The following is a 16,769-nucleotide window of genomic DNA, read 5'->3' as shown; positions in this document are numbered from 1 at the left end:
TTATTTTTTATCACCCCGTAAGATGCTTCAGATTCGTGGTGATAAGACCGACCATTCCCGAAACCAGTAACTGAATCGCCAGTGTAACCAGAATAATGCCGGAGATCCGCGCCAGGGTGTCCATCACCCCCGGGGATAAACGCCCGTGCAGCGGCCCGGTTGCGAGAAAAGTCAGCGCAATAGTGGGCAGCATCAGCAGGATCACAACAGAAAGCTGTATCAGCCCGGACAGGGAATCACTGTGTCCGGCCAGCGAAATCCCGACCGCTATCGTGCCGCCGCCCATCGACAGCGGAAAAAGCAGCGGTACCATTGCCAGCCGCATGATATCTTTCGGCGGGGTCACACTGACCGGAATATCACTGTGCTCCTCTTTCACCCCGCGGATAAGCATCGGCCATCCCTGTGCCAGTAACGCAATACCGCCGGTGACGGTCAGGGCATCCGCACTCAGCCCGAGAGCCGTCAGCAGCCAGTTCCCCAGCCAGATAACCACCAGCATGACCAGCGTGTATCCCGCCGCAATTTTCCAGGCAATTTGCCACAATATGTTCCGGTCAATCCGGCCAAGGATAATCGTGGCGGCGGTGATAGTTGCCGGGGGACTGAACAGCGACACAAAAGTCACATAATTAAGAAGAATATTATCGAGCCATTCATTCATCTTTCCGGCTCCGTTTCCGCAGATAACCGGCAAACAGACAGAGAATAAGGGCCCCGGCAATCACACTGACAGAAATAAATCCTCCGCTCAGCAACGTCACCACAAAACCAGCCAATACAGCGGTGACAAGGACAATCCCGGTCCCGGTAATGAGTTTTGATGCCCGGATAACTGCGCTCTGACGCCACGCCACCACCAGCACCATCAGATAGCACAGAAGAAACGTAAAACTGGCGACATTGGCCAGATCACTGAGATTCAGGAACAGCGCCAGCAGCAGTGTCAGCAGAATGAGCAGAATATTCACGGTTGTTCCCTGCCGGAATACCGTTTTGCCCCAGGAATCCGGCAGAATACCGGTGCTGCACATTCTGTCGGTGATATTGAAGGCGGAAAACAGGGTGGCATTAATGGCGGATGTTGTCGCCAGCAGCGCGGCGGCGGCCACAATCACAAAACCGGTTTTTCCCCATACGGGATAAGCCACCTGAGCCACAGCGGTATCGGCATAACGGACCAGTTGAGACGGCGAGAGATTACCGAGCAATACCAGCGCCAGGCTGATATACAGTACAATCGTGAATAAAATGGCGATCATAAATGCCCTCGGCATCACCCGGCCGGGGTCTGCCACTTTGTCTGAGGCATTTGCCATCATGCCGAACCCGGCATAGGCGAAAAACGTCAGCCCGACGGCGGAAAAAAGGGTATCTCCGGAAAACGTGCTGATATTCAGCAGTGTTGTATCCACGGTAAATACGCCCGTCGCCACCAGGGCGATAATAATCACCAGTTTGGTGCCCACCAGAAGGACTTCCACTTTACCGACAGCGTGGCTGCCGGTGATATTCATCAGACCAACCGCGATGATAATAAACGCGGTATACACTTCCGGTAATAAGGCCGATTCATTTCCCCGATGAAAAAGCTGAACGGCGTAAGCCCCGAACGCCCTTGCCACCATCGCAACCGTCAGGATCAGCGTGACAAGATACAAAAAGGATAAGGCGATCGTCAGCACGGCGGGCAATGACAGCCGGAAGAAATCAATAATACCGCCCGGCGAGGGATAACAGGCGGATAACCGGGCATAGGCATAACCGGCAAATAACGCAACCAGACCGCCGCAGGCAAAGGCAATCCATGTTGCAGATTGCATAATCAGTGCCGTCTGCCCCAGCAGGGCAAAAATCCCGGCACCTACCATTGCGCCGATCCCCAGCGCAATAACCTGTAACAACGTTAACGGCTTTTCTGATGACACTGGCTTCATAACCCGCTCCTGAAATAAAACATGTGCTGCCGCTGGTGTTTATTTATATCTGATAACGCCCGGAAGCCCGGGCGTTATCGTTATCAGCGGGATCACCGGTAAAGGTTATATCCCAGTGCGGCGGCAACCGAAGCCACCATTTTCTGGCCTCTGACACTGTTTCCGTCATCATCCAGCGGCGGTGAAAATGCCGCTATCCCCATCACACCCGGTACCACTGCGAGGATCCCCCCGCCGACCCCGCTTTTGCCCGGTAACCCGACTGTGTATGCCCAGTCACCGGAGCGGCCGTACAGCCCTTCCATGGTCATTTCTGCCAGGATAAACGGAGTATGTGCCGGGTTCAGCACCTGCTCACCGGTCACCGGGTTTTTGCCGTGTCCGGCCAGTGTCGCGCCCATTGTGGCCAGCTCTTTGGTGGTCAGCAGTGTGGAGCACTGGCGGGTATACACATCACAGGCCTCCATCGGGTCACAATAGAGGTTTTGAGCGGCGTAAAGCAGCCAGGATATGCCCCGGTTATGGAAATTGGTGGTCTGCTCTGACTGATTCAGTTCGTCCGACAGAGCAATATTCTCCGACCCGAGACGGCGCTGCATGGTCAGGATGCGCTGCCAGCGTTCATCGGCAGATTTTGCGGTGACCGCACTGACGGTCGCGATCGCACCGGCATTCACCAGCGGCGACAACGGCTTGTCGTTATGCAGCTCCAGCGCCATCACAGAGTTAAACGGCAGCCCGGTCGGATCCGCACCAATCTGATCCTGAACCGCCTGCGGGCCGATATCCTCCAGTGCCAGTGCCAGCGTGCAGACTTTGGAAATTGACTCGATGGCAAACCGGTAATCAGCATCACCGCTGCTGATAATATCGCCCTGAGCAGTGACTACCGCAACCGCCGCCAGGTCGGACGGGATATTAGCCAGGAACGGAATATAATCCGCATTCGCACCGCCGGGAGCCTGATGAAACTGCTGCCAGGCATTGGTCACTGCCTGTTTGATTGCTGTTAAATCTGTCATGATGCTTTTCCTTTGTTTTCCCATGTAAACGGTGCGAAATCACTGTCCGGATCACGCCAGCCGGGTTTACGGATCTGATAAACAACAAACGGAAGAAGAACGAACAGAACGGTCAGTCCGATCAGCGCCCCCACATACACTTCCGGGCTGCCGACCGCAATCTGAGCCGGCGGGATAAAGCTGAACAGAAACGCGGTTAATGAGCCGAGCAGCCCCATACCGCCGAGGATAATCATCCCCGCATTACCGCCCGGGATCCGGTACGGACGCGCACGCTGCGGCTGACTGAAGCGCAGGTAAATCGCGGCGCTGAACATCAGCATATACATAATCAGATAGAGAATAACCGTCAGCTGACTGAGGATCTGATAAGCCGCCTGCACGGACGGCAGCACCACAAACAGTACCGCCAGCAGAGAGACCAGCACAGCCTGTACCAGCAGGATATGTGTTGCCATCCCGTTCTTGTTGGTATGCTGGAACCAGTGCGGCAGATAGCCCGCTTTCGCCACTTCCAGGAGACCGGAAGACGGCCCGGCAACCCAGGTCACCACACTCGCCAGCACACCGATAGCCAGCATGACGGCGACAATCGGCCCCATCCACGGAATGTGTGCCCATTTGAACATGTCATCGTAAGCCACCAGCAGACTCTGGGTCAGGCTGATATCGGACTGAGGAATGATAAAGGCGATTGCCAGCGTACCCAGCACAAAGATAGCCACCGTACCCGCCGCCGCCAGAATGATGGCTTTCGGGTAGTTTTTGGTCGGGTTATCAATGTCTTTCACGTGGATAGCGTTCATTTCCATACCGGCATAAAACAGGAAAATACTGGCCGCCAGCACAATGTTATCGAAGTTTGAGAAATCCGGCAGAACCTGATCCCACGCCAGGTCAATCTGCGGCGTCTGGCCGCTGAACAGGTAGGAGAAACCGAGCACAATCAGAATGATCGCCGGAACAATCGTCCCGATAATCCCGCCCCATTTTGATACCCGGGCAAACGCGCCCACGCCTTTAAAGGCAATAAAGGTCGCCAGCCAGTAGATAAACAGGACAATACCGAGCACAAAGAATTTATTTGCCGCCAGCGCTTCGTCAAATGTCTGATGCGGATCGATAAAGGCGAGAGATACCGCCCCGAATGTCAGCCCGGTCGGGAACCAGACCGTCACCTCAATCCACAGCATCGCCATCGCCAGAAACGCCAGACGCGGCCCGAACGCCTCGCCGACCCAGCGGAACACCCCGCCTTTCTCTGACCAGCCGGTGGCCAGTTCAGCAGCAACCAGTGATACCGGGATCAGGAAAAACACCGCAGCAAACAGATAATAGAAAATCGCACTGAGACCGTATTCCGCTTCGGCAGGCAAACCGCGCAGGCTCACCACCGCCACAATATTCATGACGATAAGTGTGCCGACAGTCAGTTTTGCTGCACCGGAAGACGGTTTTTTAGTTGAAGTATCAGTCATAAAAGCACCCCGGAGGATAATGAGTGAGATCCTCCGGCCGCTGATACCGGCCGGAGGTCATTGTATAAAAATTAACCGTGATGGAAGGTGGCTTTGGCAGTCGAGTTCACTACCGGGTTTTGTCTGAAGTGATCGATAGCCCGCTTGATATCATCCAGCAGCAGTGCAGCCAGGTCGCGGCTGACGCCGTGACGGATCATAATGCGCTGAACAACGGTTTTCTCTCTGTCCGCCGGGAGCGGATAAGAGGCTATCAGCCAGCCGCGTGTACGGATGCGGTCGGAAAGGTCATACAGATTGAACTGTGTCACGCCCGGTTTCAGCTTGTAAGCCACCGCCGGCAGTGCGCCGCGGCCGTCATACACCAGGTCGAAAATCCCCAGCTTGTTCAGTTCATCCGCAAGCCATTGCGCAGTATCTGCACACGCCTGCTGAATTTTGGTATAACCGGCGCGTCCCAGACGCAGGAAATTATAATACTGTGCAATGATTTGCCCGCCGGGACGGGAAAAGTTCAGTGCAAATGTCGGCATATTGCCGCCGAGATAATCGACATTGAAAACCAGCTCTTCCGGCAGGTCTTCTTTGCTGCGCCAGACCACCCAGCCGACACCCAGCGGTGACAGGCCGTATTTGTGTCCGGAGCTGTTAATGGATTTCACCCGCTCAATCCGGAAATCCCACACCAGTTCCGGCTGGATAAACGGCGCGATAAACCCGCCGCTGGCACCGTCAACATGCAGCGGAATATCAAGGCCGGTATCCCGTTGTATTGCATCCAGTTCTTTTGCCAGTTCCGCCACCGGCTCATAAATTCCGGTAAACGTGACCCCCAGTGTCGCCACCACGCCGATGGTGTTTTCATCGCAATATTTGCGCAGATCAGACGGCTGCATACCGAGGGCATCACCTTCCAGCGGGATCTGCCGGAGTTCCACATCAAAATAGCGGGCAAATTTTTCCCAGCACACCTGTACCGGGCCGGTTACCAGGTTCGGCTTACCGGTCTCTTTCCCCTGTTTTTCGCGGTTTTTACGCCAGCGCCATTTCATTGCCAGCCCGCCGAGCATTGCCGCCTCACTGGAGCCGGTGGTAGAGCAGCCGATAGTTTCCTGTGCCTGCGGGGAATTCCACAGGTCGGCAATAATATGCACACAGCGGCTTTCAATTTCTGCAGTTTGCGGATATTCGTCTTTGTCGATCATGTTTTTATCGACACTGTCGGTCATCAGCTGTTTGACTTCATCCTCAACCCATGTTGTACAAAATGTCGCCAGATTCTGACGGGAGTTACCATCCAGCAGTAATTCGTCACGGACCACGCTGTAAATAATTCGCGGGTCACTGCTGTCGTCCGGCATTTTGTATTTAGGGAGTTTTGCATCCGAGTCCGTTGATGCGTAAATATCAATAAATTCTGAACTATTTTTACCTTTCACTGCATGAAGAGACATAAAACCTCCTTCTCAGATCACTTATTGATAGTTAAAATTAATTAACGCTTCTGTCATTCTGAACACGGGAATTTACGGAAAAACAGGATATCTCCTGCTGAAAATGTGCATTCAGTGAAGCAACCTAAGTATATTAGCTTATGAAATGCGCAATTTTCAAACCCGTAAAACAGGTTAATAATTATATTTTCTTATGTGATCTGATTTAACCATTGCGATAATAAATAAATTCCGTTAATAAAAAACCGGATTAACACAAAAGAAACATTTATTTATTTCGTTACGGTTTTGTGAAATCCGGATGTGTTTATATAAGAAACTCACAGACTAAAATTAACGAAAGAAGAATGAATGACAGGAAAAAGCAGGTGGTACGAAGGATCAGAAATCAGAGCCTTTTTTTATTACCCGAATCAAGCCATTTTTACAGCGCCGGGAACCGCAGACAAAAAAACAGGAAAGGGACAGATACAGCGGGTGATTTAAAACATACAACTAAATATAAACATTAAGTCAGTCTCTCCGGCTGCTGACGCGGATTTTAATTCTCAGAAAGATTAAATAGCTGCTATAAAACAGCACCGGGGATATACAACATATTATATGTACAGTTTTAACAATAAAATAAAAACGGGACAGGAACGAAATGTTACCGGTGCATTTTGCGCAAATAACAAACAATAAACGGAGTGTATCAATAATTCCGGTAATATAGACCTGACAGGCATTTTTCAGCTGAAGAAAACACACACATCCGGTTGTTTAACCGGTTCAGTCAGTGAGAAGATGCAGATTCTGCAAAAAAAGCAAAACGCAAACAAAAAAAATGACCCATGTAAAAAAATCAACACATAGGTCTACATCGAAATCTATCTTCAGATTATTATCGTTATTTCAGCAAAATATTCAGCATTCTGCGTAACGGTTCTGCAGCACCCCACAGAAGCTGGTCACCCACAGTAAACGCGGAGATATAATCCGGCCCCATATTCAGTTTACGGATGCGCCCGACCGGCGTTTTCAGTGTGCCGGTAACCGCCGCCGGGGTCAGCTCGCGCACGGTAATATCGCGATCATTCGGTACCACGCGAACCCACTCATTATGGGCAGCCAGCAGAGACTCAATCTCTGCAACCGGCAGATCTTTCTTCAGTTTCAGGGTAAATGCCTGGCTGTGACAGCGCAGAGCGCCGATACGGACACACAAGCCATCCACCGGAATAATATTCTGACCGCGTGACAGAATTTTGTTGGTTTCAGCCTGCCCTTTCCACTCTTCGCGGCTCTGGCCGTTATCCAGCTGCTTATCAATCCACGGGATCAGGCTCCCGGCCAGCGGTACACCGAACTGTTCCGCCGGTAATGCACCACTGCGGGTAAATTCAGTGACTTTGCGCTCAATATCCAGAATTGCGGACGCCGGGTCCTGTAACTCTTTCACCACATGGGCATTCAGTGCCCCCATCTGCGCCAGCAGTTCACGCATATGACGCGCACCGGCACCGGATGCCGCCTGGTAGGTCGCCACAGAGGCCCACTCCACCAAATCAGCCTCAAACAGGCCGCCCAGGGACATCAGCATCAGGCTGACCGTACAGTTACCGCCGACAAATGTTTTAATGCCGCGGTTCAGCCCTTCTTCTATATGCTTACCGTTCACCGGGTCGAGAATAATAATGGCGTCATCATTCATCCGCAGTGCTGATGCCGCATCAATCCAGTAGCCGTCCCAGCCGCTCTGACGCAGCTTCGGATAGACATCATTGGTGTAATCGCCGCCCTGGCAGCTGATAATAATGTCGAGCGCGCGCAGTGCATCAATATCAAATGCATCCTGTAACGTGCTGCAGTGTCCGCCAAATGACGGCGCTTCCCCGCCGCTCTGCGAGGTTGAGAAAAATACCGGACGGATCCCGTCAAAATCCCGCTCTTCTGTCATGCGCTGCATCAGCACAGACCCCACCATCCCGCGCCAGCCGACAAATCCCACATTTTTCATCGCGATGTTTCCTTTTATTCTCATCTGAACTGCGTTTGCAATACTCTTAACCTGACAAAATATAGATAACGGTGCAAGTGAATTTATTGATGATCCCCCGCTGTTCAGAAGCGGGACTTATATCAGACGACGGGTTCTCATCCGGCCGCCGGTGCTTTATGCTGGGGATAACACAACAGTGATCAGAACAGGGCGGAATCATCATGTATTACGGTTTTGATATGGGCGGGACAAAAATTGAGCTTGCCGTTTTTAATGAAGCACTGGAACCGGTCTGGCAAAAGCGTATTGCGACACCGAAAGAGAGCTACGCCGCGCTGCTTGAAGCACTCAGACAACTGACAGAACAGGCGGATAGCGAACTCGGATGCAAAGGAAAAATCGGCATCGGCGTTCCCGGCATTGTGAATCATGAAAAAGGAACGGTGTTTACCACCAATGTGCCTGCCGCTCAGTATCAGCCGCTGCGTCATGATCTGGAAACCATATTGCAGCGCCCGGTAAAAATTGAAAATGACGCCAACTGCTTTGCACTCTCCGAAGCCTGGGATCCGGCATTCCGCCACTATCCGACAGTACTGGGGCTGATCCTCGGTACCGGTGTCGGCGGCGGCTTTGTGATTAACGGCACCGTGTTACCGGGGAAAAACGGGATCGCCGGTGAAATCGGCCACATCAATATGACGCTGGAAGGGGATAAGCTTCTCGGGCATCAGGTTCCGGAGACCCTCTGCGGCTGCGGAAAAACCGGCTGTTTTGAAACTTATCTTTCCGGCCCCGGATTTGAGCGGATTTTCACGGCATTTTACTGCGAAAAGCTCAGTGCAGTTGATATTATCGCCCGTTACTACGACGGTGATCATAATGCAAAACTGCACGTTGAGCGGTATATGTCGCTGCTCGCGCACTATCTGGGAAATGTGCTGAGTGTCTTTGATCCTGATTTGCTGGTGATCGGCGGCGGATTATCACAGTTTGAGGATATTTACCGCCTGCTGCCGGAATACCTGCCGCAGTATCTCTATGGCGTTGCCTCACTGCCCGCCATTCATAAAGCCCGCTACGGAGATTCCGGCGGCGCCCGGGGCGCAGCCTGTCTCAATTTTTCCGGCTGATAAACCTTTATTTACCGCCTGCGGTGCGGGCGGTAAATAATAAAAAGAATATCGGCTAACTCTTATATTCTTTTCCCGGAAAAAGACTACATTAGCGATATTAAAAACCGGCTGAATCCGTAAAAATATCGTGTTTATACATAGGATATTATTATATCTGCCTTGTATTACATCAGCCTGAGGGAAATTGCGTATTTTTGTGATTTTTTATCTGTTATAAAGGCTAATGTCATGAATTTTATCAACCACACTATTTTTCCGGCGCTGAATTATGACAGCGATAATCAGCAACATGATACATTTCATATCGTTGCATCACGTATTACCTATGATATCCGGATAAATAACCGTGACGGACAGAGCCAGCTTGTTATTTCCCCGGAACAATCCCTGCTGAATTATACGGATGTCAGCTACAATGAAATGGTTGATACCAGTATTGAATACGAAAGTGATTTAGCCCCTTATAAACCAAAAACTGATATTGTCATTAACGCCACAGCATTTGTCCCGGAAAATAATCCGGTTCCGGTTTTTGATGTCGGTATTCAGATCGGAAAATATCAGAAAGTCCTGCGCATATTCGGTCCCCGTTACTGGGTAAAGGAGGATGACGAGTGGTTTCTCACAGAATCTGAACCGATCAGTTATCTTGATATCCGTTATGAGCATGCCTCCGGCGGTACATACAGCGCCGGTGATACGGTTTTTACCTCTCCGGCAAACCCGGTTGGTATGGGCTGGTATCCGGCGGAATTTCTGGCTCAGTGTGATAAAACACAGTTACCGGCGCATCAGATAGAATCCCCGGATATCCCGGCAGAGCATATCAGTCAGATACTCCGCCCGGACGGTTTCGGTTTTTTCGGCCGGACCTGGCAGGGACGGGCAGAGTACGCCGGGGATAATGACCCGGTGTCATCACACCCGCCGCAGACACCGGATAACCTCAATTACTGGTGTGGTGCCCACCCGACACCGTCGTTGTGGACATGAACCTGAGAAAAGTGTTCTGCACTTACCGTATCGCTCTGCCGGAATCACTGAATATCGCCGAAATGACGCTGCGCCACATTCCGGATCATCCGGCCAGATAACCGGTACACATTTACCTTAAAAATGCCGCCATTGTCTTGACTGAAAATTACGGTTAAGTAATGATTTAAAAATTCCGAAACTGAGATTTATTTAAATTTAAAATTCCTATCCGATATAAAAAACGAATAACATAAAAACCGTTGTCACATCAATAAAAAAGAACAACCATAATATTAATTTAATAATTAAAGATCGCTTAAATTGTTTCATTTTCATGACAAAAAATAATTTTTAAAAATAAAAAAATCTATATTTCCCGGTCAATTGCTAATATATTAGCCAAAAAATAAAACAACCATTCTGTACTGTTTTTTTACAGTGCGGAGGGCTATTTGTTAATTATTTTATATCACCCGGGGTTATCATGAAAAACAACATGCCTGTCACACAGCATGAATACTCGCTTAACGATAATGCAATATTAATGTCAACCACTGACACTCAGAGCCATATAACCTATGCAAACTCTGCATTTATTACCGCAAGCGGGTTTGAGGAAGGGCAATTAACCGGACAGCCTCATAATATTATCCGCCACCCGGACATGCCCCCGGCAGCCTTTGCCGATATGTGGTATACCCTGCAGCAGGGTGACAGCTGGACAGGTATTATCAAGAACCGCTGCCGTAACGGCGACCATTACTGGGTGCGGGCAAATGTCACCCCGGTCTGGCACGATAAAAAACTGACAGGCTATATTTCTGTCCGGACAGTACCAACCCGTGATGAAATAAAAAAAAGCGCCTCACTTTACAGCAGGTTAAAGAGTAATAAATTAAACGGATATCGTCTTTTTAAAGGTATTATTATCCGCAAAGGTAAACTGGCATTTTTATCATTACTGAAATGGTTGCCGGTCGGGCAGCGGATTAATTATTCCTTATTAACTGTAATGTTATTAACCCTGGCTCTGGTATTTTCACCGTTAAATCCGTTTATTCAGGCGGGCGGTGTGGCGGCTTTATTTATTCTGCTGTCGGTTTACCTTCAGTCACAAGTCTCTCAGCCGGTTAAATTACTGCTGTCACAGATGAAAAAAGTCGTTTCCGGACGGAAACCGGATCCGGTGCATATGGACAGGGTTGATGAGATCGGATTACTGATGCGTCTGGTGAATCAGTCCGGGCTTAATCTGAACTCGCTGGTGGATGATGTCAGCACACAGGTTGCCGGGATCCGCGCTATCAACCAGCGGGTTTCACAGGAAACCACCGCGCTGCATACCCGCTCTGAAGAGGCATCCGCCCATCTGCAGCAAACCGCAGTCGCCATTGAGGAAATCAGCAGTGCGGTGCAGCAGACTGCCGAGAGTGTTTATCTGACGATGAATATCGCCGGTAATGCGAGTAACAGCGCAACACAAAGCAACGAAACCATGCAGAAAACCATCGATATGATGCATACCATTTCTGCGGATAATAATCAGATTGTTGATATCATCGGTGTGATTGACCGTATTGCTTTTCAGACTAACATTCTGGCGCTGAATGCGTCGGTGGAAGCCGCCCGTGCAGGGGATGCCGGACGGGGCTTTTCTGTTGTGGCCGCAGAGGTGCGCAACCTGGCGCTGCATTCCGCCTCTGCCGCCAAAGAGATAAAAACCCTGATTGAGAAAAACGCGGCCAATGTCCGCACCGGCGTGACAATGGCAGAGCAGACCGAAACCCAGCTCGGGGAAATGGTCACCGATGTGCTGAAAATGTCATCCATGATCAATGAAATCGGTCTTGCCACCAAAGAACAGACTCAGGCACTGGAACTTATCAATGAATCCGTCGCCCGTATCGGCACCATGACCGGCAACAATACTGAAATGGTCAATAATGTCACCGGTGCCACCTCTGAACTGACACGGCGCTCCTCGCGATTACAGCAGGCAATTCAGGTTTTCGGCAATCATGCCTGAGCTGATGCGGCAAACCGCGCAACCCGTTTACCGGTGTTTAATGCCGGTTTGCTGTGTGACTGAGCAGCGGCGTGATCCGTCAGGCGGAAATCCCGTGTCCGTGACTGTAAATCCGCAACCTGAGCCTTAAGCGCATCAGAAGAACCGGCAAGCTCATCGGCGATCATCACACTGCCCTGAGTTGCCTGTTCCAGCTCGGAAAGGGCCGTTGCTATCTGCTCAATCCCCTGCTGCTGCTGTTGTGTGGAAACAGAGATCTGCGCCATCAGGCCGTTTACCCGCTCCGCACCCTCAACAATCTTATTCATATTCACTTCGGCGCGGTGAACAATATCCTCTCCCTGCTTAACATTATCGGTTGTCACCGCAATCAGGGATTTAATATTTTTCGCTGATTCTGAACTGCGGTGAGCCAGATTTCTGACCTCACCGGCCACAACAGTAAACCCTCTGCCGTGCTCACCGGCACGGGCGGCCTCTACAGCGGCATTCAGCGCCAGAATGTTGGTCTGGAAGGCAATGGAATCAATCAGGGTGATGATTTCAGTCATCTTATTGGTGCATTCATTAATAGAATGCATATTGGTGGCCACTTCCTCCATCAGCTTACCGCCATGTCCGGCAAACACCGTTGCTTCCTGTGCATGCTCACTGACCAGCACCGTATTCTCCGCATTATTTTTAGTCCCGGCGGCAATCTCCTCCATATTGGCCGCTGTTTCCACCAGCATGGCTGATTGCTGCTCCGTCTTGGCAGACAGCTCAAAACTGCGCATTGCCAGTTGCTCAGACAACACAGATGCGGAATCTGATGAGCTGCGAATTTCACTGACCAGCAGAGAAAGGCTTTCCGCCAGCTGATTCACCCCGGGGATCAGGCGTCCGGCACAGTTATTACCAAATACCGGGATCCGCACCGACAAGTTACCGGCGTTAACCTCATCAATACTGTTTTTCACGGCATTGATCGGCATAACCAGATACTTCGTAATGTAAAACCATGAGCAGGCGAACGTAAAAACACTAACAATATTAAGCATAACTAATTTAATTAGTGCGGACAGGGGCAAGAGAAAGATAATATTAATTGTAGTGAAATTACAGATGAGAAAGACGACAATGACGGTTCTTATACTGATATGTTTAAGCATAACTTACTCCAGTATTGGTATTTTGCGATATTTTTAGTGCCTGAATCTTAATTTATTTTTTCTTTTGGCTTTCTATATAATTGGTTATTAAAGAAATAAATTCAAATTCTATTACTGATAAGTAAGTGAACCTAATCACATTTAGTTTATAAATATGATTATTAGTCAAATAATGATGTTGTTTTTCTTAAGGATGAGAATGGCGGGATAGAAAAAGCCCGGCGTGTATCACGGTGATACGCGCCGGGCTTTACTAATTAATTATCTGAAACTAAATCAGTCTCAGCTTATTCAACCGTCACTGATTTCGCCAGGTTACGCGGCTGATCCACATCAGTACCTTTAATTAAGGCAACGTGATAAGAGAGCAGTTGTAACGGGATGGTGTAGAAGATTGGAGCAATAAGCTCTTCCACATACGGCAGCGGAATAATTTTCATATTTTCGCTGTCGCTGAAACCGGCGTCTTTATCTGCGAAGACATACAGCAGACCACCACGGGCACGGACTTCTTCAATGTTGGATTTCAGTTTTTCCAGCAGTTCGTTGTTTGGTGCCACGATAATGACCGGCATATCCGCGTCAATCAGTGCCAGCGGACCGTGTTTTAATTCACCGGCGGCATAGGCTTCTGCGTGGATATAGGAGATCTCTTTGAGTTTCAGCGCGCCTTCCACCGCGATCGGGAACTGATCCCCGCGGCCCAGGAACAGTGCGTGGCTCTTGTCTGAGAAATCTTCCGCCAGCTGCTCAATGACTTTATCCTGAGACAGCATACTCTCAATACGGCTCGGCAGCGCATGCAGTGCTGTCACAATACTGTGCTCCAGTGCTTCACCTTTGCCTTTCAGGCGGCCGAGGTAAGCCACCAGCATCAGCAGAACAGTCAGCTGAGTAGTGAATGCCTTGGTGGAGGCCACACCGATTTCAGTCCCGGCTTTGGTCATCACAGCAAAATCAGATTCACGCACCAGTGATGAACCGGCAACGTTACAGATAGCCAGAGAAGTCAGATAGCCCAGCTCTTTACCCAGACGCAGTGCCGCCAGGGTATCTGCGGTTTCACCGGATTGTGAAATGGTGATCAGCAGGCTGTTCTTACGGCAGGCCGGTTTGCGGTAACGGAATTCAGAGGCGATTTCCACATCACACGGAATACCTGCCAGAGCTTCAAACCAGTAGCGGGAGACCATCCCGGCGTTGAATGACGTACCGCAGGCAACAATCTGGATATGCTCAATACCGGACAGCACATCACGGGCTTTTTCACCCAGCTCGCTGAATTCGACCGTTTCATTGCGCAGACGCCCTTCCATCGTGTTTTTGATGGCCAGCGGCTGCTCATAGATCTCTTTCTGCATATAATGACGGTAAATACCTTTATCACCGGCATCATACTGAACGTTGGATTCAATCACATCGCGTTCTGCTTCATCACCATTGCGGTCAAAAATATGAACATGACGGCGGGTAATTTCGACGATATCCCCTTCTTCCAGGTAGATAAAGCGGCGGGTAACCGGCAGCAGCGCCAGCTGATCAGAGGCGAGGAAGTTTTCACCGACACCCAGGCCGACCACCAGCGGGCTGCCTGAACGGGCAGCAACCAGCAGTTCCGGTGTGCGGGAATCCATAATCACCGTACCGTATGCACCGCGCAGCTGCGGGATAGCGCGCTGTACGGCTTCACGCAGCGTACCGCCCTGTGAATGTTCCCAGTTCACCAGGTGTGCGATAACTTCAGTGTCAGTGTCGGAAGTGAACTGATAGCCGCGGCCTTTCAGTAATTCCCGTAATTCACTGTAGTTTTCAATAATACCGTTATGAACAACGGCGATATTTCCGGAAACATGCGGGTGTGCGTTGCGTTCCAGAGGCTCGCCATGCGTTGCCCAGCGTGTGTGCGCGATACCGGTGCCGCCGGAAACCGGCGTTTTTTCTGCTTCTTCCGCCAGCATTTTCACTTTACCGACTTCACGCAGGCGGGTCAGGTGCCCTTCGCTGTCCACAACCGCCATACCGGCAGAGTCATACCCGCGGTATTCCAGACGACGAAGCCCTTCTAACAGAATTTCAGCGATATCACGTTGTGCTACTGCACCAACAATTCCACACATAGTTGTAAATTCCTGATTTAACGATGTCCTGCCTGATTGTTTTTACGGCGTTGCCGTGTCCCCGGGCTGTGTAGATATGGGGTTATTATTGTATTTACTTTTTCATTTTTACCGGACGTTTCCAGCCGGCAATCTGGGTTTGTCTGACCCGGCTTATCACCAGTTCATTATCACCCACATCTTTTGTTACGGTTGTACCGGCACCGACGGTCGCGCCTTTCCCGATAGTGACCGGCGCCACCAGCTGAGTATCAGAGCCGACAAAAACATCATCGCCGATCACGGTTTTGAATTTATTTGCGCCATCATAGTTACAGGTGATGGTTCCGGCACCGATATTCACATCGTTACCGATTTCCGCATCCCCAAGATAGCTGAGATGTCCGGCTTTCGAGCCGACGCCGAGTGTCGCTTTCTTCATTTCAACAAAGTTGCCGACATGGGCTTTGTCTGCCAGCACAGAGCCGGGACGCAGACGGGCAAACGGACCGACAGTACAGTCGCGGGCCATTTCAGATGATTCCACCACGGTATACGGGCTGAGCACCGAGCCATCACCGATAACGCAATCTTTCAGCACACAACCGGCGCCAATTACCACATTATTACCGAGAGTCACATTGCCTTCGATAATGACATTCACGTCAATGATGACATCTTTGCCGTGTGTCAGAGTGCCGCGCAGGTCAAAACGCGCCGGATCCAGAATCATCACACCTTCGAGCAACAGACGATCAGCCTGTTCACGCTGATAAATACGCTCCAGCGCCGCGAGCTGAAGGCGGTTATTCACCCCTTCCATTTCACTCAGTTTTTCCGGATGAACCGTCTCAATACGACGTCCTTCCTGATGCGCAATGGCAATAATATCGGTGATATAAAATTCACCCTGCGCATTATTGTTGTTCAGTTTTGCTAACCAGCGTTTGAGATCACCACCATTGGCAACCAGAATACCGGTATTGATTTCTTTGATTTTCTGCTGCTCTTCAGAGGCATCTTTCTGTTCGATAATCCCGGTCACCAGTCCGTTTTCACGGATGATGCGGCCGTAACCCGCCGGGTTATCCAGGATCACCGTCAGCAGGCCAATGCCGCCTTCCGGTTTGACCGCCATCAGGCGTTCCAGGGTTTCAGCCGCGATCAGCGGAACATCGCCGTACAGCATCAGAATATCTTCGTCATCGGCAAAGTGAGGTGCAGCCTGCTGCATCGCATGCCCGGTTCCCAGTTGTTCTGCCTGTAAAACCCAGTTCAGATTCTGATCCGACAGCGTATTCTGTAATAAATCACCGCCGTGTCCGTAAACCAGATGCACATTCTGTGCGCCCAGTGAAAGGGCAGTATCAATCACATGCTGAACCATCGGTTTGCCCGCCAGGTGATGTAACACCTTCGGCAGCGCGGAGTACATCCGGGTACCTTTACCCGCAGCGAGAATTACCACACTTTTAGCATTCGTAGACATAAGAAATCTGATCGCTCCTCTTTT

General features: G+C 50.4%; 12 protein-coding genes. 3 read left to right on the top strand and 9 right to left on the bottom strand.

The genetic code is table 11. From position 1 onward, the window contains the following. Positions 1-10: 10 nt before the first annotated feature. The 6 genes from HMPREF3119_RS06260 to asd form a co-directional block, all read right to left on the bottom strand. On the bottom strand, positions 11-664 hold the full coding sequence (locus tag HMPREF3119_RS06260) for a MarC family protein (RefSeq protein ID WP_004236716.1): 654 nt from the start codon (positions 662-664) through the stop codon (positions 11-13). Further along, positions 657-1,937, bottom strand: a complete 1,281-nt coding sequence (locus HMPREF3119_RS06255) for an APC family permease (protein WP_070578995.1) — start codon at positions 1,935-1,937, stop codon at positions 657-659. Before HMPREF3119_RS06255 ends, HMPREF3119_RS06260 begins: the two co-directional genes overlap by 8 nt. A 92-nt stretch (positions 1,938-2,029) precedes the next feature. Next, on the bottom strand, positions 2,030-2,959 hold the full coding sequence (gene glsA, locus HMPREF3119_RS06250) for a glutaminase A (RefSeq protein WP_004236718.1): 930 nt from the start codon (positions 2,957-2,959) through the stop codon (positions 2,030-2,032). Continuing rightward, positions 2,956-4,437, bottom strand: a complete 1,482-nt coding sequence (gene gadC, locus HMPREF3119_RS06245) for a glutamine/gamma-aminobutyrate antiporter GadC (RefSeq protein WP_004240194.1) — start codon at positions 4,435-4,437, stop codon at positions 2,956-2,958. The genes glsA and gadC overlap by 4 nt, the downstream gene beginning before the upstream one ends. A gap of 71 nt (positions 4,438-4,508) precedes the next feature. Beyond that, positions 4,509-5,891 (bottom strand): glutamate decarboxylase, encoded by a 1,383-nt coding sequence (locus HMPREF3119_RS06240; protein ID WP_004236721.1) that lies wholly within the window; start codon positions 5,889-5,891, stop codon positions 4,509-4,511. 889 nt (positions 5,892-6,780) lie between these two features. Continuing rightward, positions 6,781-7,890: an aspartate-semialdehyde dehydrogenase gene (asd, locus tag HMPREF3119_RS06230; protein WP_070578992.1), complete on the bottom strand. Its 1,110-nt coding sequence runs from the start codon at positions 7,888-7,890 to the stop codon at positions 6,781-6,783. A gap of 203 nt (positions 7,891-8,093) precedes the next feature. On the opposite strand from asd, the gene nagK reads away from it, so the two are divergent. The 3 genes from nagK (at position 8,094) to HMPREF3119_RS06215 (ending at position 12,009) form a co-directional block, all read left to right on the top strand. Next, a complete protein-coding gene (gene nagK / locus HMPREF3119_RS06225; RefSeq protein WP_064483654.1) occupies positions 8,094-9,005 on the top strand; it encodes an N-acetylglucosamine kinase in 912 nt (303 codons plus the stop codon). Between the two features lie 231 nt (positions 9,006-9,236). Further along, the gene (locus HMPREF3119_RS06220) at positions 9,237-10,001 is read left to right on the top strand and encodes a DUF2169 family type VI secretion system accessory protein (RefSeq protein WP_015422364.1); all 765 of its coding nucleotides are present in this window, start codon (positions 9,237-9,239) and stop codon (positions 9,999-10,001) included. A 466-nt stretch (positions 10,002-10,467) separates the two neighbouring features. Further along, positions 10,468-12,009, top strand: coding sequence for a methyl-accepting chemotaxis protein (locus HMPREF3119_RS06215; protein ID WP_004236727.1), 1,542 nt, complete (start codon positions 10,468-10,470; stop codon positions 12,007-12,009). Here HMPREF3119_RS06215 and HMPREF3119_RS06210 read toward each other — a convergent pair. The 3 genes from HMPREF3119_RS06210 to glmU form a co-directional block, all read right to left on the bottom strand. Next, positions 12,000-13,160: a methyl-accepting chemotaxis protein gene (locus HMPREF3119_RS06210; protein WP_225310096.1), complete on the bottom strand. Its 1,161-nt coding sequence runs from the start codon at positions 13,158-13,160 to the stop codon at positions 12,000-12,002. The genes HMPREF3119_RS06215 and HMPREF3119_RS06210 overlap by 10 nt on opposite strands. 287 nt (positions 13,161-13,447) lie before the next feature. Next, positions 13,448-15,277, bottom strand: a complete 1,830-nt coding sequence (glmS, locus tag HMPREF3119_RS06205; RefSeq protein WP_004236729.1) for a glutamine--fructose-6-phosphate transaminase (isomerizing) — start codon at positions 15,275-15,277, stop codon at positions 13,448-13,450. A 94-nt stretch (positions 15,278-15,371) separates the two neighbouring features. Continuing rightward, a complete protein-coding gene (glmU, locus tag HMPREF3119_RS06200; protein WP_070578990.1) occupies positions 15,372-16,745 on the bottom strand; it encodes a bifunctional UDP-N-acetylglucosamine diphosphorylase/glucosamine-1-phosphate N-acetyltransferase GlmU in 1,374 nt (457 codons plus the stop codon). Positions 16,746-16,769: the final 24 nt, after the last annotated feature.

It is taken from the genome of Morganella sp. HMSC11D09 (genome assembly GCF_001807955.1).
Taxonomy (GTDB): Bacteria; Pseudomonadota; Gammaproteobacteria; order Enterobacterales; family Enterobacteriaceae; genus Morganella; species Morganella morganii.
The sequence above is the reverse complement of the archived record's forward strand: the minus strand, read 5'-3'. Positions and strand labels throughout refer to the sequence as shown.